Source organism: Pseudomonas sp. GLN_2 (assembly GCF_043106005.1).
GTDB classification, from domain to species: Bacteria; Pseudomonadota; Gammaproteobacteria; order Pseudomonadales; family Pseudomonadaceae; genus Aquipseudomonas; species Aquipseudomonas alloputida.
This window is the reverse complement of the sequence record NZ_JBICMC010000007.1, coordinates 45,760-70,070: the sequence shown is the minus strand read 5'-3', so window position 1 is coordinate 70,070 and position 24,311 is coordinate 45,760. Positions and strand designations below refer to the sequence as shown.

General features: G+C 60.5%; 25 protein-coding genes. 21 read left to right on the top strand and 4 right to left on the bottom strand.

What is annotated here, in order from left to right:
* Positions 1-56: 56 nt before the first annotated feature.
* From ACF8Q6_RS01820 to flgA, 4 genes are all read right to left on the bottom strand, one after another.
* Complete coding sequence (locus ACF8Q6_RS01820; protein WP_012051591.1) at positions 57-800, bottom strand: flagellar brake protein; 744 nt, start codon at positions 798-800, stop codon at positions 57-59.
* A 79-nt stretch (positions 801-879) separates the two neighbouring features.
* A complete protein-coding gene (locus ACF8Q6_RS01815) occupies positions 880-1,347 on the bottom strand; it encodes a flagella synthesis protein FlgN (RefSeq protein ID WP_010955106.1) in 468 nt (155 codons plus the stop codon).
* 49 nt (positions 1,348-1,396) lie between these two features.
* A complete protein-coding gene (flgM, locus tag ACF8Q6_RS01810; RefSeq protein WP_003254479.1) occupies positions 1,397-1,711 on the bottom strand; it encodes a flagellar biosynthesis anti-sigma factor FlgM in 315 nt (104 codons plus the stop codon).
* Positions 1,712-1,875: 164 nt separating this feature from the next.
* Positions 1,876-2,628, bottom strand: coding sequence for a flagellar basal body P-ring formation chaperone FlgA (flgA, locus tag ACF8Q6_RS01805; protein WP_392494416.1), 753 nt, complete (start codon positions 2,626-2,628; stop codon positions 1,876-1,878).
* 77 nt (positions 2,629-2,705) lie between these two features.
* On the opposite strand from flgA, the gene ACF8Q6_RS01800 reads away from it, so the two are divergent.
* The 21 genes from ACF8Q6_RS01800 to fleQ all read left to right on the top strand — a co-directional run bounded on the left by ACF8Q6_RS01800 (position 2,706) and on the right by fleQ (position 24,209).
* Positions 2,706-3,635, top strand: a complete 930-nt coding sequence (locus ACF8Q6_RS01800; protein WP_010955104.1) for a chemotaxis protein CheV — start codon at positions 2,706-2,708, stop codon at positions 3,633-3,635.
* 52 nt (positions 3,636-3,687) lie between these two features.
* Complete coding sequence (cheR, locus tag ACF8Q6_RS01795; protein ID WP_004575768.1) at positions 3,688-4,515, top strand: protein-glutamate O-methyltransferase CheR; 828 nt, start codon at positions 3,688-3,690, stop codon at positions 4,513-4,515.
* A gap of 472 nt (positions 4,516-4,987) precedes the next feature.
* The gene (gene flgB / locus ACF8Q6_RS01790) at positions 4,988-5,398 is read left to right on the top strand and encodes a flagellar basal body rod protein FlgB (protein ID WP_010955103.1); all 411 of its coding nucleotides are present in this window, start codon (positions 4,988-4,990) and stop codon (positions 5,396-5,398) included.
* A gap of 2 nt (positions 5,399-5,400) precedes the next feature.
* On the top strand, positions 5,401-5,844 hold the full coding sequence (flgC, locus tag ACF8Q6_RS01785; protein WP_003254469.1) for a flagellar basal body rod protein FlgC: 444 nt from the start codon (positions 5,401-5,403) through the stop codon (positions 5,842-5,844).
* A 12-nt stretch (positions 5,845-5,856) separates the two neighbouring features.
* On the top strand, positions 5,857-6,558 hold the full coding sequence (gene flgD / locus ACF8Q6_RS01780; protein WP_392491409.1) for a flagellar hook assembly protein FlgD: 702 nt from the start codon (positions 5,857-5,859) through the stop codon (positions 6,556-6,558).
* 28 nt (positions 6,559-6,586) lie between these two features.
* Positions 6,587-7,909, top strand: coding sequence for a flagellar hook protein FlgE (flgE, locus tag ACF8Q6_RS01775; protein ID WP_014590122.1), 1,323 nt, complete (start codon positions 6,587-6,589; stop codon positions 7,907-7,909).
* Positions 7,910-7,979: 70 nt separating this feature from the next.
* A complete protein-coding gene (locus ACF8Q6_RS01770) occupies positions 7,980-8,171 on the top strand; it encodes a hypothetical protein (RefSeq protein ID WP_003254464.1) in 192 nt (63 codons plus the stop codon).
* A 160-nt stretch (positions 8,172-8,331) separates the two neighbouring features.
* Positions 8,332-9,072 (top strand): flagellar basal-body rod protein FlgF, encoded by a 741-nt coding sequence (gene flgF, locus ACF8Q6_RS01765; RefSeq protein WP_010955101.1) that lies wholly within the window; start codon positions 8,332-8,334, stop codon positions 9,070-9,072.
* Between the two features lie 47 nt (positions 9,073-9,119).
* Positions 9,120-9,905: a flagellar basal-body rod protein FlgG gene (gene flgG / locus ACF8Q6_RS01760; RefSeq protein ID WP_010955100.1), complete on the top strand. Its 786-nt coding sequence runs from the start codon at positions 9,120-9,122 to the stop codon at positions 9,903-9,905.
* A gap of 36 nt (positions 9,906-9,941) precedes the next feature.
* Positions 9,942-10,637 (top strand): flagellar basal body L-ring protein FlgH, encoded by a 696-nt coding sequence (gene flgH / locus ACF8Q6_RS01755; protein ID WP_185279620.1) that lies wholly within the window; start codon positions 9,942-9,944, stop codon positions 10,635-10,637.
* 12 nt (positions 10,638-10,649) lie between these two features.
* Positions 10,650-11,759, top strand: a complete 1,110-nt coding sequence (locus tag ACF8Q6_RS01750) for a flagellar basal body P-ring protein FlgI (protein ID WP_004575771.1) — start codon at positions 10,650-10,652, stop codon at positions 11,757-11,759.
* 11 nt (positions 11,760-11,770) lie between these two features.
* Positions 11,771-12,925 (top strand): flagellar assembly peptidoglycan hydrolase FlgJ, encoded by a 1,155-nt coding sequence (flgJ, locus tag ACF8Q6_RS01745; protein WP_392491408.1) that lies wholly within the window; start codon positions 11,771-11,773, stop codon positions 12,923-12,925.
* A gap of 12 nt (positions 12,926-12,937) precedes the next feature.
* On the top strand, positions 12,938-14,980 hold the full coding sequence (gene flgK, locus ACF8Q6_RS01740) for a flagellar hook-associated protein FlgK (protein ID WP_392491407.1): 2,043 nt from the start codon (positions 12,938-12,940) through the stop codon (positions 14,978-14,980).
* A gap of 13 nt (positions 14,981-14,993) precedes the next feature.
* Entirely contained in the window at positions 14,994-16,556 is a 1,563-nt protein-coding gene (locus tag ACF8Q6_RS01735) for a flagellar hook-associated protein 3 (RefSeq protein ID WP_161773993.1), read from the top strand.
* 499 nt (positions 16,557-17,055) lie between these two features.
* The gene (locus ACF8Q6_RS01730) at positions 17,056-17,985 is read left to right on the top strand and encodes a ketoacyl-ACP synthase III (RefSeq protein WP_003254453.1); all 930 of its coding nucleotides are present in this window, start codon (positions 17,056-17,058) and stop codon (positions 17,983-17,985) included.
* 393 nt (positions 17,986-18,378) lie between these two features.
* Positions 18,379-19,821, top strand: a complete 1,443-nt coding sequence (locus tag ACF8Q6_RS01725) for a flagellin (RefSeq protein ID WP_392490906.1) — start codon at positions 18,379-18,381, stop codon at positions 19,819-19,821.
* A gap of 76 nt (positions 19,822-19,897) precedes the next feature.
* On the top strand, positions 19,898-20,254 hold the full coding sequence (locus ACF8Q6_RS01720) for a flagellar protein FlaG (protein ID WP_060545056.1): 357 nt from the start codon (positions 19,898-19,900) through the stop codon (positions 20,252-20,254).
* Positions 20,255-20,337: 83 nt separating this feature from the next.
* Positions 20,338-21,726 (top strand): flagellar filament capping protein FliD, encoded by a 1,389-nt coding sequence (gene fliD / locus ACF8Q6_RS01715; RefSeq protein WP_392490905.1) that lies wholly within the window; start codon positions 20,338-20,340, stop codon positions 21,724-21,726.
* Between the two features lie 127 nt (positions 21,727-21,853).
* Positions 21,854-22,255, top strand: a complete 402-nt coding sequence (gene fliS, locus ACF8Q6_RS01710; RefSeq protein WP_019438376.1) for a flagellar export chaperone FliS — start codon at positions 21,854-21,856, stop codon at positions 22,253-22,255.
* Positions 22,256-22,271: 16 nt separating this feature from the next.
* Positions 22,272-22,565 (top strand): flagellar protein FliT, encoded by a 294-nt coding sequence (locus tag ACF8Q6_RS01705; RefSeq protein WP_392490904.1) that lies wholly within the window; start codon positions 22,272-22,274, stop codon positions 22,563-22,565.
* 168 nt (positions 22,566-22,733) lie between these two features.
* Positions 22,734-24,209 (top strand): transcriptional regulator FleQ, encoded by a 1,476-nt coding sequence (fleQ, locus tag ACF8Q6_RS01700; protein ID WP_003254443.1) that lies wholly within the window; start codon positions 22,734-22,736, stop codon positions 24,207-24,209.
* Positions 24,210-24,311: the final 102 nt, after the last annotated feature.

Here is a 24,311-nt window from a genome sequence, read left to right as displayed (position 1 = left end):
AACACAAATGAAAACGCCACCTCAGCAGGTGGCGTTTTCTGTTTTACCACCGACGATCAATAATCGTCCTTGTCGAACCGCCGCGCTTCACGCTGCAGCTGGTACACGAAACTCTCGATCTTGCGCTGCGCCTGGCCGCTCAGGTTATGGAAGCGTACGCCGGCAAAGGTGGTGTTGATGCGCTCTTCATAGTGCAGATGACGCAGCTCGACCATGGTGTCCACCAGGCCCAGTGGGTTGCCCGCCTTGAAACGCTCATACACCTGGCCCAGTTGCAGGCGGTCTTCGACATTGCCTTCAAAGCGCAGTTTGCAGCCAGTGGCCGAGATATCCAGCAGCTTGCCTCGCATGGCGCCGTTGCCCTTGAGGTGAGCACCGTCGAGGATGATATCGACCAGTTGCGATAGCTTCAGCGCGGCGCGGAAGGCGTTGCGGCGCTGGTGGTAGGTCATCTCTTGCGGCAGGGCGCCGCTGTAGCAACGGTGGCCGTCGACTTCGCTGATTTTCAGGGCGTGATCGCATTCCCAGGCGATGCGTACACCATCGTGGAAGCCTTCGACACGGAAGTGCTCGCCGTTCTCGATGAATTTCTCGCCGTCACGGGGGATCATCTCATCCAGTGCCAGGGTGTTGCTTTCGCGGTCCACGTGCACCACATAGCTCTGGAAGCGCTGGCTGCGGTCATGGAAGGTGATGATCAGGGGGTCGTGGCTTTCCTGCAGCTGCCGCAAGTTGGCCGCAATCTCCAAGGGGGTGCTCAACACCTTGGGTGGTTGCGGGGCATCGGATTCATTGAACACAGCTTATCGTTCTCCAGGCAAAAGCGACACACGCAAGTAACGGCATTTTGCCACTATGTTCCGTGCCTTGATAGAAAAATCACACTTGGCTGAGCGCGCGCGGCTTGGCCAGAGGCGAGGTGCTGCCACGGCTGTCGTAGAGCGAAGGCGAATCGCCGCCCTGAAGGATGCGGATCTGGTTATTGGTGACGTGTTGCTGCACCTGGATGATCCGGCCATTGGTCTGGTTGACCTGCTGGCAGTCGTCCATCAGTTGCGACAACATGTCGAGCCGCTGCAGCATCACATCACCATGAGGTGACTGCGCGGCTACAGCCTGCACACCGGTGCGGTCGGCACTCAGGCCCAGGCTGCCGAGCAATTGGCTGCGGCGCTGGCCATGCTGCTCGAGCAAGATGATCAACGACTGCTTGCGCGCCAGGATTTGCTCCAGCAGCGGCATGTCGCGGCCATGCAGGGCGATTGCTTCCTTGTGCAGAAGGTCGAGCAATTCCTGCATCGGGGCAATGTCATCTTCGATCAGTTGCAGCAAGGTGGTGTCGTGCATGGCTAACTCTTGGCTTTTCTGGCGTCCGTGAAGTCAGCGCGCCGTACGGTCAGCGCTGGGCTTCGAAATCGAGCAGTTTGCTGGCGACCCGGCCGGCATCGACCTGGTAGCTGCCGTCGGCGATTGCCTGCTTCAACTGGGCCACACGGGCGCTATTGACCACGGGCTCGTCGCGCAGCTTGTCGCTGATCTTCTGCAACTGCTGTGCCTCCTGGCTGAGGTGTACCGCCTCTCCGCTGGCGCTGGTGTCTTTCACCGCTTCCTGGCTGGCTGCCGGTTTTTCGGCGCTGCCGGACGCGGTGTTGCCGCGCACGCCGCCCGTGACGGACGGAGAGTTATTCAAACGACTGAAGTCGATGACCATGATCAGAAACCTCTGGGTATTTGGACGCTTGCCTTGTTTTCGGCCAACCCGATATAAACTTTAGGCACAAATGCATTGCCGCCTGTCGGCAAGCCCGCGAACCCGTGTTCTGACACAGTTTAGGAAAAGCGGTTCCTCACTGCCAGCGCAATCTGGTGGCCAGCCTACATACTGACCTCAACCTGGCCCGGGCCGGTCACCCTGGCCTTGACCACGCGTTTTGAATTGAGGTTGCGTACCCGGATCTGCTCGCTCAGGCCGCCCTTGCTCAGGGCTTCGCCCGGCATGCGCACACTCAGGCTGCCACTGCGGGCGATGATCACCACCTGGTCACCCTTGCGCACCACCTCGGCCTGTTCCAGGTGTTGCGGGGTGAGCACCTGGTCGATCACCGTGGGGCGCAGCATCTTCATGCCCACCGCCTGGTCCAGCTCGGTCAGAAAGCCCTGGCCCAGGGTGCCGACATCGCGCTCGCGCAGGGCCACGTCACCTTCGCCGACCGTGTTGTCGCGCTTGAGCGGACGGGTCACTACCACCACGTCGCGGAAAAGTCGCACGGTGGCCGGCACAAAGACCGTCCACGGTGCTGCGCCGTTGCAGCGTATCCGTACCGTCACCCGGCCCAGCGGCTGGGACGGGCTTTCCAGTGAGGCGTCCAGCTGCTGGCTGCACAACGGCATGCGCAGGCGTGGGTCCAGTGGGTTGACCTGGATTTCATAGCGGCCGGCAGTCTGGGTGGTGGACAGATAATCTTCAACGGTGAATTCAAGAAACCCTTGGGTGACACCGATAAGCTGTTCAGGCAAGGTGAACGCGTTCGCCACCGTGCGAACGCCGGGCATCAGCAGGCACAGCGTGGCCAGCGGGCCAGTCAGCAGGCGTGTCAATCGTCGGGAAAATGTCGTTTTCGTGTGCATGACACTCAAAAAAGCAAAGCCCGTGCCGACTCGCTACCTGAGTTGCAACGAAAGGCTGAAACGTTAAGGAGTCTGGCATGGCGGGTGTTATGGATTCGGTCAACCAGCGCACGCAGCTGGTGGGGCAGAATCGCCTGGAATTGCTGCTGTTCCGCCTCAATGGCGAACAGCTTTACGGCATCAATGTGTTCAAGGTCAGGGAAGTACTGCAATGCCCTGCGCTGACCCTGCTGCCCAAGGCGCACCCTGTGGTGCGTGGCGTTGCCAATATTCGCGGGGCGACCATCCCGATCCTCGACCTGTCGATGGCCACCGGGTTGCGGCCGCTGCAGGAAGACACACGCAACAGCTTCGTGATCATCACCGAGTACAACACCAAGACCCAAGGTTTCCTGGTGCATTCGGTGGAGCGCATCGTCAACATGAACTGGGAAGAGATCCATCCGCCACCCAAGGGTACCGGCCGTGATCACTACCTCACCGCGGTCACCCGGGTGGACAACCGCATGGTCGAGATCATCGACGTGGAGAAGGTGCTGGCCGAAGTGTCGCCGTCGTCCGAGTCGGTATCGGCCGGTGTGATCGATGCCGAAGTGCAGGACAAGGCGGTGTTGATGCGGGTGCTGACCGTTGACGATTCGTCAGTGGCGCGCAAGCAGGTCAGCCGTTGCCTGCAGACCGTAGGGGTCGAGGTGGTGGCGCTCAATGATGGCCGTCAGGCGCTCAACTACCTGCGTCAGCTGGTGGATGAGGGCAAAAAGCCGGAAGAAGAGTTCCTGATGATGATCTCGGACATTGAAATGCCGGAAATGGACGGATATACGCTAACGGCGGAGATTCGCAGCGATCCGCGCATGCAAAAATTGCACATCTGCCTGCATACTTCGCTTTCCGGGGTGTTCAACCAGGCAATGGTCAAGAAGGTCGGTGCCGATGACTTCCTGGCCAAGTTCAAGCCGGACGACCTGGCCCAGCGGGTGGTCGACCGGATCAAGGCAGCGCATTGAAGCAGCCGGGGGCATGCCCCCCGGCACCAGTGATTGAAAAGAGGCGGCAGTAGTGTCTACGGGTAATTTGGATTTCGAACAGTTCCGGGTCTTCCTGGAGAAAGCCTGTGGCATCCTGCTGGGCGAGAATAAGCAGTACCTGGTTTCCAGCCGTCTCAACAAGCTGATGGAACAACAGGGCATCAAGAGCCTGGGTGAGCTGGTGCAGCGCATTCAGGCCCAGCCGCGCGGCGGTTTGCGCGAGCAGGTGGTCGATGCCATGACCACCAACGAGACCCTGTGGTTTCGCGACACCTACCCCTTCGAGGTATTGAAGAACAAGGTGATCCCCGAGTTCATCCGCAACAACCCCGGCCAGCGCCTGCGCATGTGGTCGGCGGCCTGTTCGTCGGGGCAGGAGCCGTATTCCATCTCGATGGCGATCGACGAGTTCGAGCGCAGCAACCTCGGTCAGTTGAAGATGGGGGCGCAGATCGTCGCCACCGACCTCTCCGGCACCATGCTGACCAACTGCAAGACCGGCGAATACGACAGCCTGGCGATTGCCCGCGGCTTGTCGCAGGAGCGCCTGCAGCGCTACTTCGACCCCAAGGGGCCGGGGCGTTGGGCGGTCAAGCCAGCGATTCGCAGCCGTGTCGAGTTCCGCTCGTTCAACCTGCTGGACAGCTATGCCAGTCTGGGCAAGTTCGACATCGTGTTCTGCCGCAATGTGCTGATCTATTTCTCGGCGCAGGTGAAGAAGGACATCCTGCTGCGCATTCACAGTACCCTCAAGCCAGGTGGCTACCTGTTCCTCGGCGCCTCGGAAGCGCTGAACGGCTTGCCGGACCATTACCAGATGGTGCAGTGCAGCCCGGGGATCATCTACCAGGCCAAGTAAGCACGAAGGCCGGTATCGAGAGATGCCGGCCTTTTTGTTTGCCTATCCGCTGTTCCTGCCGAGCTCCCCGTAGGAGCGGGTTTACCCGCGAAGAGGCCGGCCCTGCTGGCCAATTTCCACCCGCCGTTCACCGTTGCTGGCGCTACCGTATTCGCGGGTAAACCCGCTCCTACGACGGATCGGGGGTGGACATCGGTCGGTGGTTGGGCACAGGCCGCGTGTAGGAGCGGGTTTACCCGCGAAGAGGCCCGCCCAGGAAAACACTGACGTCAATTTTTTGTTTTGCCGCTTTTGCCGCCCATCAATTGCCGCTTTTGTCACCTCAGGCGGAAGGCCTTTGCCGCTTTTCTGGCATCAATCTGACAGTACTGCGCCGCAAAACCCCATAAATACGGACCTTCCAGTGGTTGGCACAGCCCTTGCTATACCTTGCTCAACGAAATTCCGGTCAACCTCTGAAGGTTTCCCCGACATGAGCATCAGTTTCGACAAGGCGCTTGGTATCCACGAAAAGGCCCTGGGCTTCCGCGCCCAGCGCGCTGAAGTGCTGGCCAACAACATCGCCAACGCCGACACGCCCAACTACAAGGCCCGTGACATGGACTTCGCCTCGGTGCTCGCAGCCGAAAGCGACAAGCAGCAGAGCGGCGGCCGCTTCAATCTTGACCGGACCAACAGCCGGCACATCGAAGCTGAGGGCCTGGCCATGGCCGATGAAACCCTCAAGTACCGTACGCCGCTGCAGCCGTCGATTGACCAGAACACCGTGGATGCGCAGATCGAGCAATCGAACTACACCGAAAACGCGATTGGCTTCCAGGCCAGCTTCACCTTGCTCAACAGTAAATTCAAAGGGCTGGTTTCCGCCCTGCGGGGAGAATGACCATGTCCCTTTCCAGTGTCTTCAACATTGCCGGTAGCGGCATGAGCGCACAGAACACGCGTCTGAACACCGTGGCGTCCAACATCGCCAACGCCGAGACCGTGTCTTCGAGCATCGACCAGACGTACCGCGCCCGTCACCCGGTGTTCGCCACCACTTTCCAGAATGCACAGGCCGGCAGCAGCCAGTCGCTGTTCGAAGACCAGGGCGAGGCAGGGCAGGGCGTGCAGGTAAAAGGCATCGTCGAAGACCAGAGCACCCTTGAAGCACGCTACGAGCCGAACCATCCTGCGGCGAACAAGGACGGCTACGTCTACTACCCGAACGTCAATGTGGTCGAGGAGATGGCGGACATGATCTCCGCCAGTCGCGCGTTTCAGACCAACGCTGAACTGATGAACACGGCCAAGAACATGATGCAGAAAGTGCTGACCCTGGGGCAGTGATAGGAAGCCGACATGACCACCACCAATTCCACTACAGACGTCGGCAGCGCATACCTGAGCTCGCTGCAGAAGCAGACGTCCAAGACTGACAGCTCTACCGGTGCCGCCGGCAGCGCGCTGGGCAAGGACGCGTTCCTGCAGTTGCTGGTCACCCAGATGCAGAACCAGAACCCGCTCGACCCGCAGGAAAACGGCGAGTTCGTGGCCCAGTTGGCACAGTTCAGCAGCCTGGAAAGCATGCAGTCGCTGAACGACGCAGTGACCTACATCGCGGCTGGGCTGCAATCTTCCCAGGCCTTGCAGGCCTCCTCGCTGGTAGGGCGCAACGTCATTGTCCAGACCGACAAGGCTGTGGTCGATACCAGCAAGGACATGAAGGGCTCGGTCAACCTGACGTCGTCCAGTACCTCCACCTCGGTGGGGATCTACGACAAGGACGACAAGCTGGTGCGCACCATCGAGCTCGGTACCCAGAAGGCTGGCAGCATCTACTTTACCTGGGATGGCCTGAACGATGACGGTGAAGTCGCGGCCGCCGGGACCTACACCTTCAAGGCCACCGCCTCGATCGATGGCAAGGCCACGGCCATGACCACCAACCTGCCGGCCTCGGTTACCAGTGTGACCATGGGTAGCAACGGTTCGGAGATGACGCTCAACCTGGCCGGGCTGGGCAGTGTTGCGCTTTCCAAAATTCAAAGCATCGGCATCTAGGGCCTGAACAAAACGACAGGAGTTACACATGTCTTTCAATATCGGCCTTAGCGGCCTCTATGCAGCAAACAAGGCCCTGAACGTTACCGGCAACAACATTGCCAACGTTGCCACCACTGGCTTCAAGTCGTCGCGTGCCGAGTTTGCCGACCAGTACTCCAACTCCATTCGCGGCACCAGCGCAGGCAAGACCGTGATCGGTACCGGGGTAAAGACCGCCGCGGTTTCGCAGCTGTTCACGCCAGGCAACATCAACGCCACCGGCCAGGCGCTGGACATGGCTATCGATGGCAACGGCTTCTTTGCCCTGAACGACAACGGCTCGAAGATCTACACCCGTGCGGGCGCTTTCTACAGCGACAAGGCCGGTTATGTGGTGAATGCTTCGGGTGCCAACCTGCAGGGTTATGCGGTTGGCGAGGATGGCAAGATCATCCAGGGCATCCTGACTGACCTGCAGATCGATACTTCCAACCTGACGCCGAAGCCGACCAGCCTCATCACCGAGAAAATCAACCTGAACTCGGCCGCGACCTCCCCGTCGGTGACGCCCTTCGATCCCACCAATGCCAGTTCCTACAACTTCACGTTCAATACCCCGGTGTACGACAGCCAGGGTAATGAACACCAGATGAATCAGTACTTCATCAAGGACGACGCGACCAATACCTGGTCCATGCACACCACTATCGATGGCCGCAACCCTGCCAATCCGGCTTCCACCACACCGCTGGTCAATGCCGTGCCGTTCAAGTCCGATGGTACGCTGGACAAGGATGCAATGACTGCGGGTGATGTCGCGGGCGGCCTGAGCATTGGCGAAGACAAGATCTTCCAGCTCAACGACTGGATCCCGGCGCAGAAAAACGCCGCTGGAGAGTGGTCGGCCAACGGCGCCATCGCCAACGCGGACGGTGTGAAGCTGGATATGCTGGGTGCCACCCAGTACAACGCGTCGTCCGCAGAAATCGCCAAGACCCAGGATGGCTTCGCCACCGGTGAGCTGTCGGGGCTGAGCATCGACCAGAACGGCTACCTGTTTGCCAGCTTCACCAACGGCAAGGACAAGGTGATCGGCCAGGTGGCGATTGCCAACTTCGCCAACCTGCAGGGCCTGACGCCGATTGGCGGCACAAACTGGAAAGAGTCCTACGCCTCGGGCGTGCCGGTGATCGGCGCTCCGGACACCGGTACCCTCGGCCAGATTTCCGGTGGTGCCCTGGAAGACTCCAACGTCGACCTGACCGGCGAGCTGGTAAACCTGATCAAGGCGCAGAGCAACTACCAGGCCAATGCCAAGACCATTTCCACTGAAAGCACCATCATGCAGACCATCATTCAGATGACCTGATGATTGTATTGGCTTTGGTGTTTGTAATTGGGGCCGCAAAGCGGCCCCAAGAATGTGAAGGTTCACGCGAATGAAGCGGCTGTCGTTACTGGCCTTGTTCCCCTTGCTGGTGCTGGTTCTGCCGGCCCCCGCTGCCCCCGCCCCGTTCTATCAATGGCAAAGCCTGGTCACCGGCCGCTACCTGTGTTCGGCCCACAACCCGGGCAAAGGCTGGGTGCGCCACTCTGGCCCCTACAACAACGCCGCCTGCCGCGCCCATTGAGCAAGCCCTTGCCGCAGGCGGCAAACATCCGCCGACAAACTGACGGTTATTGCCCCTTGCCGCGCTGAAAGCCCCGTAAACCGGGTGTTTCAGACTTGGTTCAATTATTGCTTGGAACCTGCCCAGTGACAGCGCGGCAGCTACGCGCAGAGGAGAAACTGTGGACAAGTTGCTTTATGTGGCCATGACCGGCGCCAGCCAGAACGCGCTGGCGCAGAAGGCCCACGCCAACAACCTGGCGAACATTTCCACCAACGGTTTTCAGCGCGACCTGGAGCAGGCCCGCTCGATGCCGGTGTTCGGTGACAGCTTTCCGGCGCGCGCCTTCGCCATGACTGAGCGCCCGGCCACGGACTTCAGTGAAGGCCCGTTGGTCGAAACTGGCCGCGACCTTGACGTCGCGGTGACCGGCAAAGGCTTTATCGCCGTGCAGGCGCCGGACGGCAGCGAAGCCTATGTGCGTACCGGTAGCCTGAACATTGATGCCCTCGGTGTGCTGCGTGCCGGCAATGGCATGCCGGTGATCGGCAACGGTGGCCCGATCGCCATCCCGCCGGAGCAGAAAGTGGAAGTGGGTGCCGACGGCACCATCAGCATCCGCTCCATGGGTGAAGACCCGCGGGTGATGGCCGAGGTCGACCGCATCAAACTGGTCAACCCGGACACCAAAGGCCTGACGAAGGGCCTGGACGGTCTGATCCATACCACTTCCGGCCAGCCGGCCGATGCCGACGTCAACGTGCGGGTGGTGGCTGGCTTCCTGGAAGGCAGCAATGTCAACGCTGTCGAGGAAATGACCTCGGTGCTGGCGCTGTCCCGCCAGTTCGAACTGCACGTCAAGATGATGAATACGGCCAAGGAAGGCGACGAAGCCATGGCTCGGGTTTTGCAAATCGGCTAATCACTTTTGAACGGGTGCCGTAAAACAGGCGCACGAGGAGAACTCACATGCTTCCGGCTCTTTGGGTCGCTAAAACCGGCCTGTCCGCTCAGGACACCAACCTGACGGTCATTTCCAACAACCTGGCCAACGTCTCGACCACCGGCTTCAAGCGTGATCGCGCCGAATTCGCAGACCTGCTCTACCAGATCAAGCGCCAGCCTGGTGCCCAGTCGACCCAGGACAGCGAGCTGCCCTCGGGCCTGCAGGTCGGTACCGGTGTGCGTATCGTGGGCACCCAGAAAAGCTTCGTTGCCGGCAGCCTGCAAACCACCGACAACCCGCTGGACATGGCAGTCAACGGCCGCGGTTTCTTCCAGATCCTGCAGCCGGACGGCACCGTGTCGTATACCCGTGACGGTACCTTCCACCTGAACTCCGACGGCCAGATCGTCACTGACAACGGCTACGCCCTGGAGCCTGCCATTGTCGTGCCTAACGACGCGCAGACCTTCACCGTTGGCCAGGACGGCACCGTGTCGATCACCACCGCCGGCAACCCGGCTGCACAGGTGATCGGCAACATCCAGACCGCCGACTTCATCAACCCGGCCGGCCTGCAGGCGATCGGTGACAACCTGTTCCTCGAGACCGCCGCCAGTGGCGCGCCTCAGGTCGGCACTCCAGGCCTGAACGGTTTTGGCACCACCCTGCAGCAGACGCTGGAGAACTCCAACGTCAGCACCGTGGAAGAGCTGGTGAACATGATCACCACCCAGCGTGCCTACGAGATGAACTCCAAAGTCATTTCCACGGCCGACCAGATGCTGTCGTTCGTTACTCAACAGCTCTAAGCCCTGTCACTCAGCTGCGCCCGTGAGGTAAGTGTCATGAATCGTCTGTTGTCCGTTTTCGCCCTGGGGGGGGCGGTGTTGCTGGCAGGTTGCGTCGCACCGACGCCCAAGCCCAACGACCCGTACTATGCGCCGGTGTTGCCGCGCACCCCGTTGCCGGCAGCGGCCAACAACGGTTCGATCTACCAGGCCGGTTTCGAGCAGAACCTGTACAGCGACCGCAAGGCGTTCCGGGTGGGTGACATCATCACCATCACGCTCAATGAGCGCACGTCCGCCAGCAAGAACGCGGGCTCGCAGATCGCCAAGACCAGCAAGACCGACATCGGCTTGACTTCGCTGTTTGGTACCACGCCCAACACCAATAATCCGTTCGGTGGCGGCGACCTTTCGCTGGAGGCCGGTTACAGCGGCGATCGCGCCACCAAGGGCGACAGCAAGGCCACCCAGGGCAACACGCTGACCGGTTCGATCACCGTCACCGTGGCCGAGGTGCTGCCCAACGGCATCATCGCCGTGCGCGGCGAGAAGTGGCTGACCCTGAACACCGGCGAAGAGCTGGTGCGCATTGCCGGTATGGTTCGCGCTGACGATATCGCCACCGACAACACCGTGCCGTCCACCCGTGTGGCCGACGCGCGCATCACCTACTCCGGCACCGGTTCGTTCGCCGATGCCAGCCAGCCCGGGTGGCTGGACCGCTTCTTCATCAGCCCGCTTTGGCCTTTCTGAGTACGGATGACCATGTTCAACGTGAGGCAGCTGATTGCCACAACCCTGCTTTTGTCCTGCGCCTTCGCTGCCCAGGCCGAGCGCCTGAAGGACATTGCCAGCATTTCTGGCGTACGTTCCAACCAGTTGATTGGTTACGGCCTGGTGGTGGGCCTCAATGGCACGGGTGACCAGACCACCCAGACGCCGTTCACCCTGCAAACCTTCAACAACATGCTGTCGCAGTTCGGCATCAAGGTGCCTGCCGGTTCCGGCAACGTGCAGCTGAAGAACGTTGCCGCAGTGTCGGTGCATGCCGACCTGCCACCGTTCGCCAAGCCGGGCCAGGTGGTGGACATCACCGTGTCGTCGATCGGTAACTCGAAGAGCCTGCGCGGCGGCAGCCTGTTGATGACCCCGCTCAAGGGTATCGACGGCAACGTCTACGCCATTGCCCAGGGCAACCTGGTCGTCGGCGGCTTTGACGCCGAGGGCCGTGACGGCTCGAAGATCACTGTCAACGTGCCGTCGGCTGGCCGTATCCCGGGTGGTGCCAGTGTCGAGCGTGCGGTGCCGAGCGGCTTCAACCAGGGCAATACCCTGACCTTGAACCTCAACCGCCCCGACTTCACGACCGCCAAGCGCATCGTGGACAAGGTCAACGACCTGCTCGGCCCTGGCGTGGCCCAGGCCGTGGATGGTGGTTCGGTACGGGTCAGCGCGCCGATGGACCCCAGCCAGCGCGTGGATTATCTGTCGATCCTCGAAAACCTCGAAATCGACCCGGGCCAGGCGGTGGCCAAGGTCATCATCAATTCGCGTACCGGCACCATCGTCATCGGCCAGAACGTCAAGGTGTCGCCGGCGGCGGTGACCCACGGCAGCCTGACCGTGACCATCACCGAAGACCCGATCGTCAGCCAGCCGGGGGCCTTCTCCAATGGCCAGACTGCCGTGGTGCCACGCTCGCGGGTCAATGCCGAGCAGGAAGCCAAGCCGATGTTCAAGTTCGGCCCGGGCACCACGCTGGATGAAATCGTCCGCGCGGTGAACCAGGTGGGCGCAGCGCCCGGCGACCTGATGGCGATCCTCGAAGCCTTGAAGCAGGCCGGCGCCTTGCAGGCCGACCTGATCGTGATCTGAGGACGGCGCGGATGAATATCAAAAGCCAGGTATCCGGTAGTGCCGACAGCGGCGCCTATACCGACCTCAACCGCCTGAGTGCCCTCAAGCACGGCGACCGCGACAGCGAAGCCAATGTGCGCAAGGTGGCCCAGGAATTCGAGTCGCTGTTCATCAGCGAAATGCTCAAGGCCTCGCGCAAGGCCAGTGACGTGCTGGCCGACGACAACCCGATGAACACCGAAACGGTCAAGCAGTACCGCGACATGTACGACCAGCAGTTGGCCGTGAGCATGTCTCGCGAAGGTGGCGGTATCGGCCTGCAGGACGTGCTGGTGCGCCAGCTGACCAAGGGCCGCAGTGCGTCGATCAATACCAGCCCGTTCCCGCGCGTCGATAGCGGTGGCCCGGCATTGTGGGGCAACAAGGTGGCGGAGCCAGCGCATGCCATGGCCTCGTCCGCTACGCGCAATGACGTTGCTGCACTGAACGCGCGGCGCCTGGCCCTGCCCAGCAAGCTCACCGACCGCCTGTTGGCCGGTATCGTACCGTCGGCGGAAACTGCCAATAACGCCGCCGTGCCTGCCCGTGACGGTCAGGCAGTCGCCAAGGCCTTCGCCGTGCCGGACAACGGCCTGCGCATTGTCGGCCGTGCCGTGGCCCAGCCACCGCTGGCGCCGAACAAGGCTTTCAGCGACAGCGACGCCTTCGTCGCCACCATGCTGCCAATGGCCGAACAGGCCGCCCGGCGCATTGGTGTCGACCCACGCTACCTGGTGGCCCAGGCCGCGCTGGAAACCGGTTGGGGCAAGTCGGTGATGCGCAACAGCGACGGCAGCAGCAGCCACAACCTGTTCGGCATCAAAGCCACCGGCAGCTGGCAAGGCGAGCAGGCGCGGGCAATCACCAGCGAATTCCGCGATGGCCAGTTCGTCAAGGAAACCGCGGCGTTCCGCAGCTACGACTCCTACCAGGACAGCTTCCACGATCTCGTTACCTTGCTGCAGAGCAATGCTCGCTATCAAGGTGCGCTGGATGCGGCCGATAACCCTGAGCAGTTTGCAAGAGAGCTGCAAAAAGCAGGTTATGCGACCGACCCGGGCTATGCGAAGAAGATCATCAGCATCGCCCAGCAAATGCAGTCAACCCCGCAATACGCCATGGCTGGCAGAACCACGAACTTATAAAAGGACTAAATCATGTCGAGCCTGATTTCCATCGGCCTGAGTGGCCTGAGTGCCAGCCAGGCGGCCTTGTCGGTAACCAGTAACAACATCGCCAACGCCGCGACCAGTGGCTACTCGCGCCAGCAGACGGTTCAGGCGGCGGGGCCTTCGCACAACATAGGCGCAGGGTTCCTGGGGACCGGGACCACGCTGGCGGATGTGCGTCGCATCTACAGCTCCTATCTGGACAACCAGCTGCAGACGGCCACCTCGTTGCAGGCAGACTCGGTGACGTTCCAGGATCAGATCACCAGCGTCGACAAGCTGCTGGCTGACCGTGACACCGGTATCAGTTCGGTCCTAACCGCCTTCTTTTCGGCGCTGCAGACTGCAGCGGCGAAGCCGGGTGACGTTGCCTCGCGTCAGCTGCTGCTGACCCAGGCGCAAACCCTGAGCAACCGTTTCAACGCGGTGAGCACCCAGCTGACCCAGCAGAACGCCACGATCAACTCCCAGCTCGACACCATGGCCGGCCAGGTGAACAAGCTCACCGCCAACATTGCCGAGTACAACAAGCAGATCACCGCGGCCAGCGCCTCCGGCAACACCCCCAACAGCCTGCTGGATGCGCGCAGCGAAGCCGTGCGCCAGCTCAACGAGCTGGTAGGGGTGACGGTGCAGGAGCGTGATGGCAACTACGACGTGTACCTGGGCAGTGGCCAATCGCTGGTCACCGGAACCAAGGCCAACACCTTGTCGGTGGAGCCGGGTGTGGCCGACAAGAGCCAGGTTGCCCTGCGCATCAACTATGACTCGTTCAGCTCGGACGTGACCTCGGTGGTGTCCGGTGGCGCCATTGGCGGCCTGTTGCGTTATCGCCAGGACGTGCTGACGCCGTCGATGAACGAGCTTGGTCGCGTTGCCCTGGTCGTCGCCGACAGCATCAATAGCCAGCTGGGTCAGGGCCTGGATGCCAACGGTCAGTTCGGCAGCTCGCTGTTCTCCAGCATCAACAGCGCCACCGCCATTGCCCAGCGCAGCCTGGCCTCGTCGAACAACAGTGCCGGCTCCGGCAATCTGGATGTCACCATCGCCAACAGCGGTGCGCTGACCACCTACGACTACGAAGTGAAGTTCACCAGCGCCAACCAGTACAGTGTGCGCCGCTCGGACGGCACCGACATGGGCAGCTTCGACCTGAATGCCGACCCGGCACCGGTGATCGATGGTTTCAGCCTGGCGTTGAAAGGCGGCGGCCTGGCGGCCGGCGACAGCTTCAAGGTCATCCCCACCCGTGCAGCTGCCGGGAGCATTACCACGACCTTGACCGATGCCAACAAGCTGGCCTTCGCCGGGCCTATCAGCGCTACCTCGGGCAGTGGCAACAGCGGTACTGGCACCATCACCCAGCCGACCCTGGGTGAGTCGCTGGACATCTACGGCGGTGCCGATACCGCGCTGATCCAGCAGTCGATTCGCGATTCGATGCCGGTGCGCGTGGTGTTCGATGCTGCCAGTGGCGGCTCCCAGGGCTACAAGCTGTTCGATGCCAAGGGCACCCAGATTGGTACCGGCAGCGTTGTACCCGGTACCGACAACAAACTGTCGGTGACTGTGCCGATGCTGGATGCGGCCGGCGACCCGATTCTGGATGGCAGCGGTAACCCGCGCACGTTTGCCGTCGAGACCACCATCGGCGGCAGCCCTGCGGCCAATGACAGCTTTACCCTGTCGTTCAATGCCGACGGCAAGGCCGATAACCGCAACGCAACGGCGCTGCTCGACCTGCAGACCAAATCGACGGTGAATACCGGTTCCGGTGGCGGTACCAGCTTCACTTCGGCCTATGCCTCGCTGGTCGAGCGCGTGGGTGCCAAGGCGAACCAGGCGTCCATCGACAGCACCGCGACCGAGGCGGTGCTCAAGTCCGCCAGCGAAAGCCGCAGCGCGGTGTCCGGGGTCAACCTGGATGACGAAGCGGCCAGCCTGGTCAAGTTCCAGCATTACTACACGGCGTCCTCGCAGATCATCAAGGCGGCGCAAGAAACCTTCAGCACCCTGATCAACGCTTTGTAAGGAGTAGACTATCGTGCGTATTTCCACTGCTCAGTTCTATGAGGCCAGCGCCAGTAGCTACTCCAAGAACTTCTCCAGCATGAACAAGACCAACGACCAGGTGACGTCGGGTATCCGTATCCAGACCGCAGCCGATGACCCGGTCGGTGCTGCGCGCCTGCTGCTGCTGCAACAGCAGCAATCGTTGCTGGACCAGTACAGCGGCAACATCAACACCGTGAGCAACTCGCTGTTGCAGGAGGAGAGCGTGCTCTCCACCATCAACGAGGCCATGCAGCGCGCCAGCGAGTTGGCAATCCGTGCCGGTGGCGCCGGGGTGACCGATTCTGACCGCGTGGCCATCGGCACCGAGCTGAAAGAGATCGAGGCCAACATCTTTGGCCTGCTCAACTCGCGCGATGCCAACGGCGACTACATGTTCGGAGGCTCCAAGAGCACCACGCCGCCCTATGTGCGTAACTCCGATGGCACCTATAGCTACCACGGCGACCAGACCCAGCTGAGTCTGCAGGTATCCGATACCCTGAGCCTGGCCACCAACGACACCGGTTTCAGCATCTTCGACTCGGCCAGCAACAAGAGCCGCACCCAGTCGACCCTGCTGGTGCCGGCGACTGACGATAGCGTGGTCGGGGTGTCGTCTGGTCTGCTGACCTCAAGCACCACCTACAACAACAGTTTTACGGCAGGCCAGCCCTACAAGCTGACCTTCACCAGCGCGACGCAGTACACCATCACTGACGCCAACGGTAATGACATCACTTCGGAAACGCCCACCAACGGTACCTTTGACAGCAAAACCGAAGGTGCCAACAAGATTGCCTTGCGTGGCGTGGAGTTCGAAATAACCGTTACCTTGGAGGAGGGGGCCGATGCCGACGCCGCCGTGGGCGGTCGCGAGTTCTCTCTGGAAGCACGCCCGGATTCGTTCAATACCACCCGAAATGGCAGCAACACCTCCAGCGCCCAGGTCACCAGCAGTAGTGTGACTGATGAGGCCGCCTATCGCAGCACGTTCCCCAGTGATGGTGCGGTGATCAAGTTCACGGGGCCGGGTGCTTACGAGTTCTATGCCCAGCCGCTGACGGCCGACAGCAAGCCGGTTGCCAAAGGTACCTTTACGGCGCCGTCGTTGACGGTGGCCGGGGTGACCTACCAGGTGTCCGGTTCGCCGGAGGCAGGCGACCAGTTTGCGGTCACGGCCAATACCCACCAGAACCAGAACGTGCTGGAAACCCTCAGTCAGTTGCGGGCGGCACTGGAAACGCCGGTGACCGGTGCTGGCGCCGCGAATGCGTTGAAAGATGCGGCGGCCTCGGCCATTGCAAACCTGGCCAGTGCCCGTGAGCAGGTCGATATCACCCGTGGTTCGATCGGTGCTCGCGGCAACTCGCTTGAGATTCAACGCCAGGAGAACACCAGCCTGGGGCTGGCCAACAAGACCACCCAGAACGCCATCGGCAACACCGACATGTCGCAGGCGGCCATCACCCTGACCTTGCAGCAGGCCATGCTGGAGGCCTCGCAGCTGGCCTTCTCGCGTATTTCCCAGCTGAGCCTGTTCAACAAGCTCTGATCTGCCTGCCTGATCCTGGGGCTGCTGCGCAGCCCTATCGCGACACAAGGCCGCTCCCACAGGTCCTCCTCTCTCCTGAAGGTGGCGTATTTGGACTGCTCCCAAGGGTTGGATTGGTGTCCAGCTTCTTGGGGCATTCCAGGTACTCCTCTCTCCTGAAGGTGGCGTATTTGTGGGAGCGGCCTTGCGTCGCGAAAGGGCCGCGAAGCGGCCCCATCGATATCGGCTGCGAAGCTGATCATTCGGGGTCCAGTGCCCGCCCGGTCATTCCGCAAATTCCCCAGTCTCCACACCCTCGCCACGGCTTTCGTAGCATTTCAATGTGACCAATGAGTCAAAACGCTCATCTTCCCTGTATTCTATGCAGCAGCTGTTGCAGCATTTTGTTACCGGTGCGCAGGCGAGCCCTGGCTACAACCCCTGGCGGTGACCGCTCCGGTATTTGGCGCCCTCAATTCATCGAGTGGTGGTCTTTGGCTGTTTTCATTGGGAAGCCAGAATGATTGGCATCAAAAGCATTGCGAGTTACGTGCCCACCGCTGGCCTGGACAACTACGTTCAGGGTGCGAAGTTCGGCAAGGACGAAGAGTTCATGTTCGGCAAGATCGGTGCGTCGTTCCTGCCGCGCAAGGCCGAAGAGCAAGAAACCTCCGACTTGTGCGTAGAGGCCGCCCAGGCACTGTTCGCCAGCAACCCCGACCTTGATCCGCAATCGATCGATGCGTTGATCGTGGTCACCCAGAACGGCGACGAAGAAGGCCTTCCGCACACCGCAGCCATCGTCCAGAGCAAACTTGGCCTGTCTACCCGCGTGGCGGCGTTCGACGTGTCGCTGGGCTGCTCCGGCTATGTGTATGGCCTGTATGCGATCAAAGGCTTCATGGAAGCGGCAGGCCTGAAGAACGGCCTGCTGATCACCGCCGACCCGTATTCGAAGATCGTCGACCCGGAAGACCGCAACACCACCATGCTGTTCGGCGACGCCGCCACCGCTACCTGGATGGGTGAAAACGCGGTATGGAACCTGGGCCAGGCGCGTTTCGGCACTGACGGTTCCGGTGCCGAGCACCTGAAAGTCAGCGACGGCAAGTTCTTCATGAACGGCCGCCAGGTATTCAACTTCGCCCTGATCAAAGTGCCAGCGCACCTGCACGAGCTGCTGGATGCCAGCGGCCTGAAGTCGTCGGATATCGACGCCTTCTGCATCCACCAGGGCAGTGCGGCGATTGTCGACGCCGTGGCGCGACGCTTTGAAGAGCAACACCCGGAGAAGTTCGTCAAGGACATGCTGGAAACCGGCAATACGGTGTCCTCCAGTGTTCCGCTGCTGCTGCAGAAGCACATGCTCGATGGCAGCTGGAAGCGCGTGGCGATCAGTGGCTTTGGCGTGGGCCTGTCGTGGGGCTCGGCCATCCTGTACCGCGACTGACCCCCTGTCAGCCCACAAAAGCGCCCGGCGGCCACCGCCCGGCGCTTTTTCTCTGCCGAAAATAAATGTCTGCCTGACGCAGCCCATTGTAGGAGCGGGTTCACCCGCGAAGAAGGCAGCTCGGTCTATGGCACCGGCTTCGCCGGTGTTCGCGGGTGAACCCGCTCCTACAGACGGGATGAGGCATTCAGTCTAGTTCAAACAGTTTTTGACGCCAATAAACCGCCCTTAACCTCTTGATTTCTCAGGGCTGGCCCCATGCCAGTATTTTTTTTTTGAAAAAACCCTCAAGCAACCCGCGCACCCGACGATAACCATTACGAAGGTTCTCTAGGCCAATCCGGCGGTTGCCAAGGCCGGAAGCCGCAGTACCCATCCAACGAGGATTTCGTCATGGCTTTAACTGTAAACACCAACATTGCGTCGATCACCACCCAGGGCAACCTGACCAAGGCGAGCAACGCTCAGACCACTTCGATGCAGCGTCTGTCCTCGGGTCTGCGCATCAACAGCGCTAAAGACGACGCTGCCGGCCTGCAGATCGCCAACCGTCTGACCAGCCAGATCAATGGCCTGGGCCAGGCTGTGAAGAACGCCAACGACGGCATCTCGATCGCCCAGACCGCTGAAGGTGCAATGCAGGCTTCGACCGACATCCTGCAGAAAATGCGTACCCTGGCCCTGTCCTCGGCTACTGGCTCGCTGAGCGCCGAAGACCGTAAGTCGAACAACGACGAATACCAGGCTCTGACCGCTGAGCTGAACCGTATCTCGGATACCACTACCTTCGGTGGCCAGAAGCTGCTTGACGGTTCGTACGGCACCAAGGCCATTCAGGTCGGCGCAAACGCCAACGAAACCATCAACCTGACTCTGGATAACGTTTCGGCCAAGAGCATCGGTTCGCAGCAAGTGAAAAGTGTTGGCATCCTGCCAGATGCCGATGGTATTGCAGGTGGTGCTGTCACCGTAACCGGTAACGGCCAGAGCACTGACGTGACGCTCGCTGCAGGTGCTTCCGCCAAGGAAATCGCCAAGACCCTGAACGGCGCAGTGGGTGGCCTGACCGCTACCGCAAGCACCGAAGTCGAATTCACCATTGACGAAGCAGCTATCGCTGCTGCCACCCCGGCATCCGCCAACTTCAAACTCGAAGTCGGTGGTCAGACTGTCGACTTCGTGGGTGTCACCGACACCGCTGGCCTTGCTGACCAGCTGAAATCCAACGCTGCCAAGCTGGGTATCAGCGTCAACTATGACGAGACCAAGGGCACTCTGTCGGTCAAGTCCGATACCGGTGAAAACCTCAAGTTCACTGCTGCCGACCCAGGTGCCGTTGCAGGTATCGAAGTTGCTGCCAAAGACGGTTCGGGCAAGCTTGGTACTGCCGCCGCGTTGGATGCCGCCACTCTGATCGTCACCGGCGCGGTGAACTTGGATTCCGCCAAAGGCTACTCGCTGACCGGCGCTGGCGTTGAAGATCTGTTCGTCACCGGCGCACAAGCTGTGACTTCGGCCAAGACCTCTATCGCCGAAACCGACGTGACCGACGCCACCAACGCTCAGAACGCTCTGGCTGTTATCGACAAAGCGATCGGCTCCATCGACAGCGTCCGTTCGGGCCTGGGTGCTACCCAGAACCGTCTGCAAACCACCGTCGACAACCTGCAGAACATCCAGAAGAACTCCACCGCTGCCCGCTCCACCGTGCAGGACGTGGACTTCGCTTCGGAAACTGCCGAGCTGACCAAGCAGCAGACTCTGCAGCAGGCTTCGACCGCGATCCTGTCGCAGGCTAACCAGCTGCCATCGTCGGTCCTGAAACTGCTTCAGTAATTCAGGCGCTTGAGTGAAGGGTGAAAGGGTGCGTTTACGTGCCCTTTCACCCTTTTTGACATGAGGAGTTCGAAACATGGACATGAGTGTCAAGCTGAACCAGGTGTATCCAACCGTGTTACCCCAGGTGCCAGGAGCTGATCGCGAGCGGGACCCGGCCATGCCTGCCAAGGTGCAGGAAGCCGCTGCTTCCGATAATCAGCCGCACTCGCGCGAGGACCTGGAAAAAGCGGTTGGCGAAATTCGTGATTTCGTCCAGTCGAGCCAGCGCCAGCTGGACTTTTCCATTGATGATTCCACGGGCCGGATTGTAGTCAAGGTGATTGCTACCCAGTCCGGTGAGGTAATCCGGCAACTTCCGTCGGAAGCTGCGCTGAAATTGGCGCAGAGCCTCAGTGAAGCCAGCAGCCTGCTGTTCGACGGTCAGGCATAGGCTGGCATGATTTTTGTTGTTGTCGACTATTTGATGGATTTATCCGCCAAGGATCCGGCAGCTACTGAACAAGGAGAGCAATGATGGCAGGTACAACAGTCAGCGGTATTGGCTCGGGCATCGATACCCAGGCGATCGTCGAATCCCTGGTGGCCGCGCAAAAGGCGCCGAAACAGGCGCAGATCAATACCCAAACGCTGAAGGCAACCACCACGTTGTCCTCTATTGGCAAGATTCAGGCAGCCCTCGATGCGTTCCGCGGCGCTTTGACCAATATGACTGATTCCAACAGCTTTGGTGGCCTGAGCCTGAAGTCTTCGGATGAAAAAGTCGCGACCGTCACCATGGGGACTGGGGCTGCGAACGGGTCGTTCAAGCTGATCGTCGACAAGTTGGCGACTGCGTCAAAAGTTTCGACCAAAGTGTACGCAGATGGTGCGGGATCGGTAGTCAATAGTGGCAGTACGCCGACTACGCTGACCATCAGTCAGGGCGGCAAGGACTTCGACCTCAGTGTGCCCGCCGGCGCCACATTGCAGCAGGTGCGCGACAGCATCAATAGCCAGTTTGGCGTAGCGGGCCTGAGCGCCAACGTGCTGACGGATGCCAATGGTTCTCGCCTGATCGTCACCTCGACGAAAATGGGTGAGGGCTCTGACATTACCCTTTCCGGTAATTCGGGCATCGATACCGGTTATACCGTTGTCGATGAGCCGACGGACGCCGAGTACACCCTTGACGGCATTGCCATGAAGTCCAAGACCAATGACATCACCGATGCTGTCAGTGGTCTCAATATTAAACTGGTGGGTGTTTCACCGATAAACGCTACCAGTGGCGAGCCTACGGCGACCATTCTCTCGCTGACTACCAGTTCCACAACGTTGAAGTCGGGCCTCAAAGGTTTCATCGATACCTACAATGCCTTGCTCGCCGTGATGAACGAGGAAACCAAGGTCACCAAAAACGCCAATGGCACCATGACAGCTGCGGCGCTGACCGGTGATGCCACAATGCGTACGTTGATGACCTCCATTCGTGAGGAGCTCAATGCGGTATCGGGCAACGGAACCTTGAAATCGCTCGCTGCCTTTGGTGTCAGTTCGTCCCAGGATGGCGGTGCGCTGAGCCTGGACGACAAGAAGTGGGACAAGGTTGCCTCCACCAACGCAGCGGACCTGACCAGTATTTTCAATGGTAAGGATGGCCTGCTGGCGCGTCTGCAAAAAGTCACCGAGCCATTCGCCAAGGCCGCAACCGGTACCCTGGCCGAACGCTCCAAGGTCCTGAGCGAGAGCCTGACCAAGCTCACGGCCGAGCAGGAAACCCTGGATGCCCGCATGGAAGCCCTGCAGAAGAGCCTGCAGGACAAGTACAACAACATGGACACCCTGGTCACCCAGCTGCGTCAGCAGCAGAACTCGGTGCTGAGCACCCTCAACGCACTGAACAAGGCGAACAGTGACGATTGATCCGTGAACCTTGCATGAAGTCCGTGCAAGATGCCGGGCTTCATGTCATCGGTCGGTAAAGTTTTTCGCCGCCTGCCCGATACAAGGAATATCTCCCCCTTAAGCCTGCCCGTCACGAGGTCGCAAGATGAATCCCATGAGAGCCCTTCGTCAGTACCAGAAGGTCAATTCCCATGCCCAGATTTCCGAAGCCACGCCCCATCGCCTGGTGCAGATGCTGATGGAAGGTGGCCTCGATCGCATGGCGCAGGCCAAGGGTGCGATGGCGCGTGGCGACATTGCGGAAAAGGGCCTGATGCTGGGCAAGGCGATCGACATCATCATCGGCTTGCGCGATGGCTTGTCGCCTGAAAAGAGCGAAAACCCGGAGTACGTCGAAAAGCTCGACGCGCTCTATGTCTACATGACCAATCGCCTGATGCAGGCCAATGTGGACAACGATGCCAGCATTATCGACGAAGTTGCCCAGCTGCTGATTACCGTGAAAAGTGGCTGGGACGGCATTGCCGACGCCCAGCCTGCCAGCTGATGGCAAGGAGATTACCGTGACCGCACTGCAACGCCTCGATGACACCTGCGATGCCCTGATTGGGGCCTTGGGTGTGCGTGACTGGGAAGCCATTGCCAAGCTGGATGTGGCGTGCCGCGCGTGCATCGACGAAGTGCTGGAAACCCATGCGATGGACCAGGCGTTGCTGCGCGAGAAGCTGGAAGGGGTGTTGCAGGTCTACCGCAACCTGATCGATGTGACAACCGGTGAACGCCAGGCAATTGCCGAAGAGATGATGCAGATCAATCAAGCGAAAAATGCATCGAAGGTTTACCATCTCTTCAGTTAAGATGCGCACAACTTAACAAAAGGCGCCATAAATTTGACTGTGTGGGCCTTTTTGACTTTACTAGTGGCTGTTTTCGAATTTCAGACGTCCGAACACTGACCATTCAGTCGGAATGATGTCGAGCACGCCCCTGCAGGGCGCCGATATGACTAGGGAAGTTGCTATTGCATGTGGCGTGAAACCAAGATTCTGCTGATCGATGACGACAGCGCGCGCCGCCGCGACCTTGCGGTGGTGCTGAACTTCCTCGGCGAAGAAAACCTCGCGTGTGCCAGCCATGACTGGCAGCAGGCGGTCGAGCCATTGTCCTCGAGCCGCGAAGTGCTGTGCGTGCTCATCGGCACCGTGAATGCTCCGGGCAATCTGCTTGGGCTGCTTAAGACAGTAGCTACCTGGGATGAGTTCCTTCCGGTTCTGCTTTTAGGTGAAATTTCTTCTGCCGAGCTGCCGGAAGACCTTCGCCGCCGGGTGCTTTCCAACCTGGAAATGCCGCCAAGCTACAGCCAGCTGCTGGATTCGCTGCACCGTGCTCAGGTTTACCGCGAAATGTACGACCAGGCGCGCGAGCGCGGTCGCCAGCGCGAGCCCAATCTGTTCCGTAGCCTGGTGGGCACCAGCCGTGCCATTCAGCACGTGCGGCAAATGATGCAGCAAGTGGCGGATACCGACGCCAGCGTGCTGATCCTGGGTGAGTCGGGCACCGGCAAGGAAGTGGTAGCGCGCAACCTGCACTACCATTCCAAGCGCCGTGAAGCGCCGTTCGTGCCGGTCAACTGTGGCGCGATCCCGGCCGAGCTGCTGGAAAGCGAACTGTTCGGCCATGAGAAGGGCGCCTTTACCGGGGCCATCACCAGCCGTGCCGGGCGTTTCGAGCTGGCCAACGGCGGTACCCTGTTCCTCGACGAAATCGGCGACATGCCGTTGCCGATGCAGGTCAAGCTGCTGCGTGTGCTGCAGGAGCGTACCTTCGAGCGCGTGGGCAGCAACAAGACCCAGAGCATCGACGTGCGCATCATCGCTGCGACGCACAAGAACCTCGAAACCATGATCGAGGACGGCACCTTCCGCGAAGACCTGTACTACCGCCTGAACGTGTTCCCTATCGAAATGGCGCCGCTGCGTGAGCGGGTGGAAGACATTCCGTTGCTGATGAACGAGCTGATTTCGCGCATGGAGCACGAGAAGCGCGGTTCCATTCGCTTCAATTCCGCCTCGATCATGTCGCTGTGCCGTCACGGCTGGCCGGGCAACGTGCGCGAGCTGGCCAACCTGGTCGAGCGCATGGCGATCATGCACCCGTACGGGGTCATTGGCGTGTCGGAACTGCCGAAGAAATTCCGCTATGTCGATGACGAAGACGAGCAGATGGTCGACAGCCTGCGCAGCGACCTTGAAGAGCGCGTGGCGATCAATGGCCATACACCCAACTTCAGCAATCACGCCATGCTGCCGCCCGAAGGCCTGGACCTCAAGGACTACCTGGGTAGCCTGGAGCAGGGCCTGATCCAGCAGGCGCTGGACGATGCCAACGGTATCGTTGCGCGCGCGGCTGAACGTTTGCGTATTCGCCGTACCACCCTGGTGGAGAAAATGCGCAAGTACGGCATGAGCCGCCAGGGCGGTGAGGAACAGGCGGAAGATTGAAGCCTGGCGGTTGCCTATGATGGCTTCTTCGCGGGCACGCCCGCTCCCACAGGATCGATACACATCTTCAATTCGGTGATATCCCTGTGGGAGCGGGCGTGC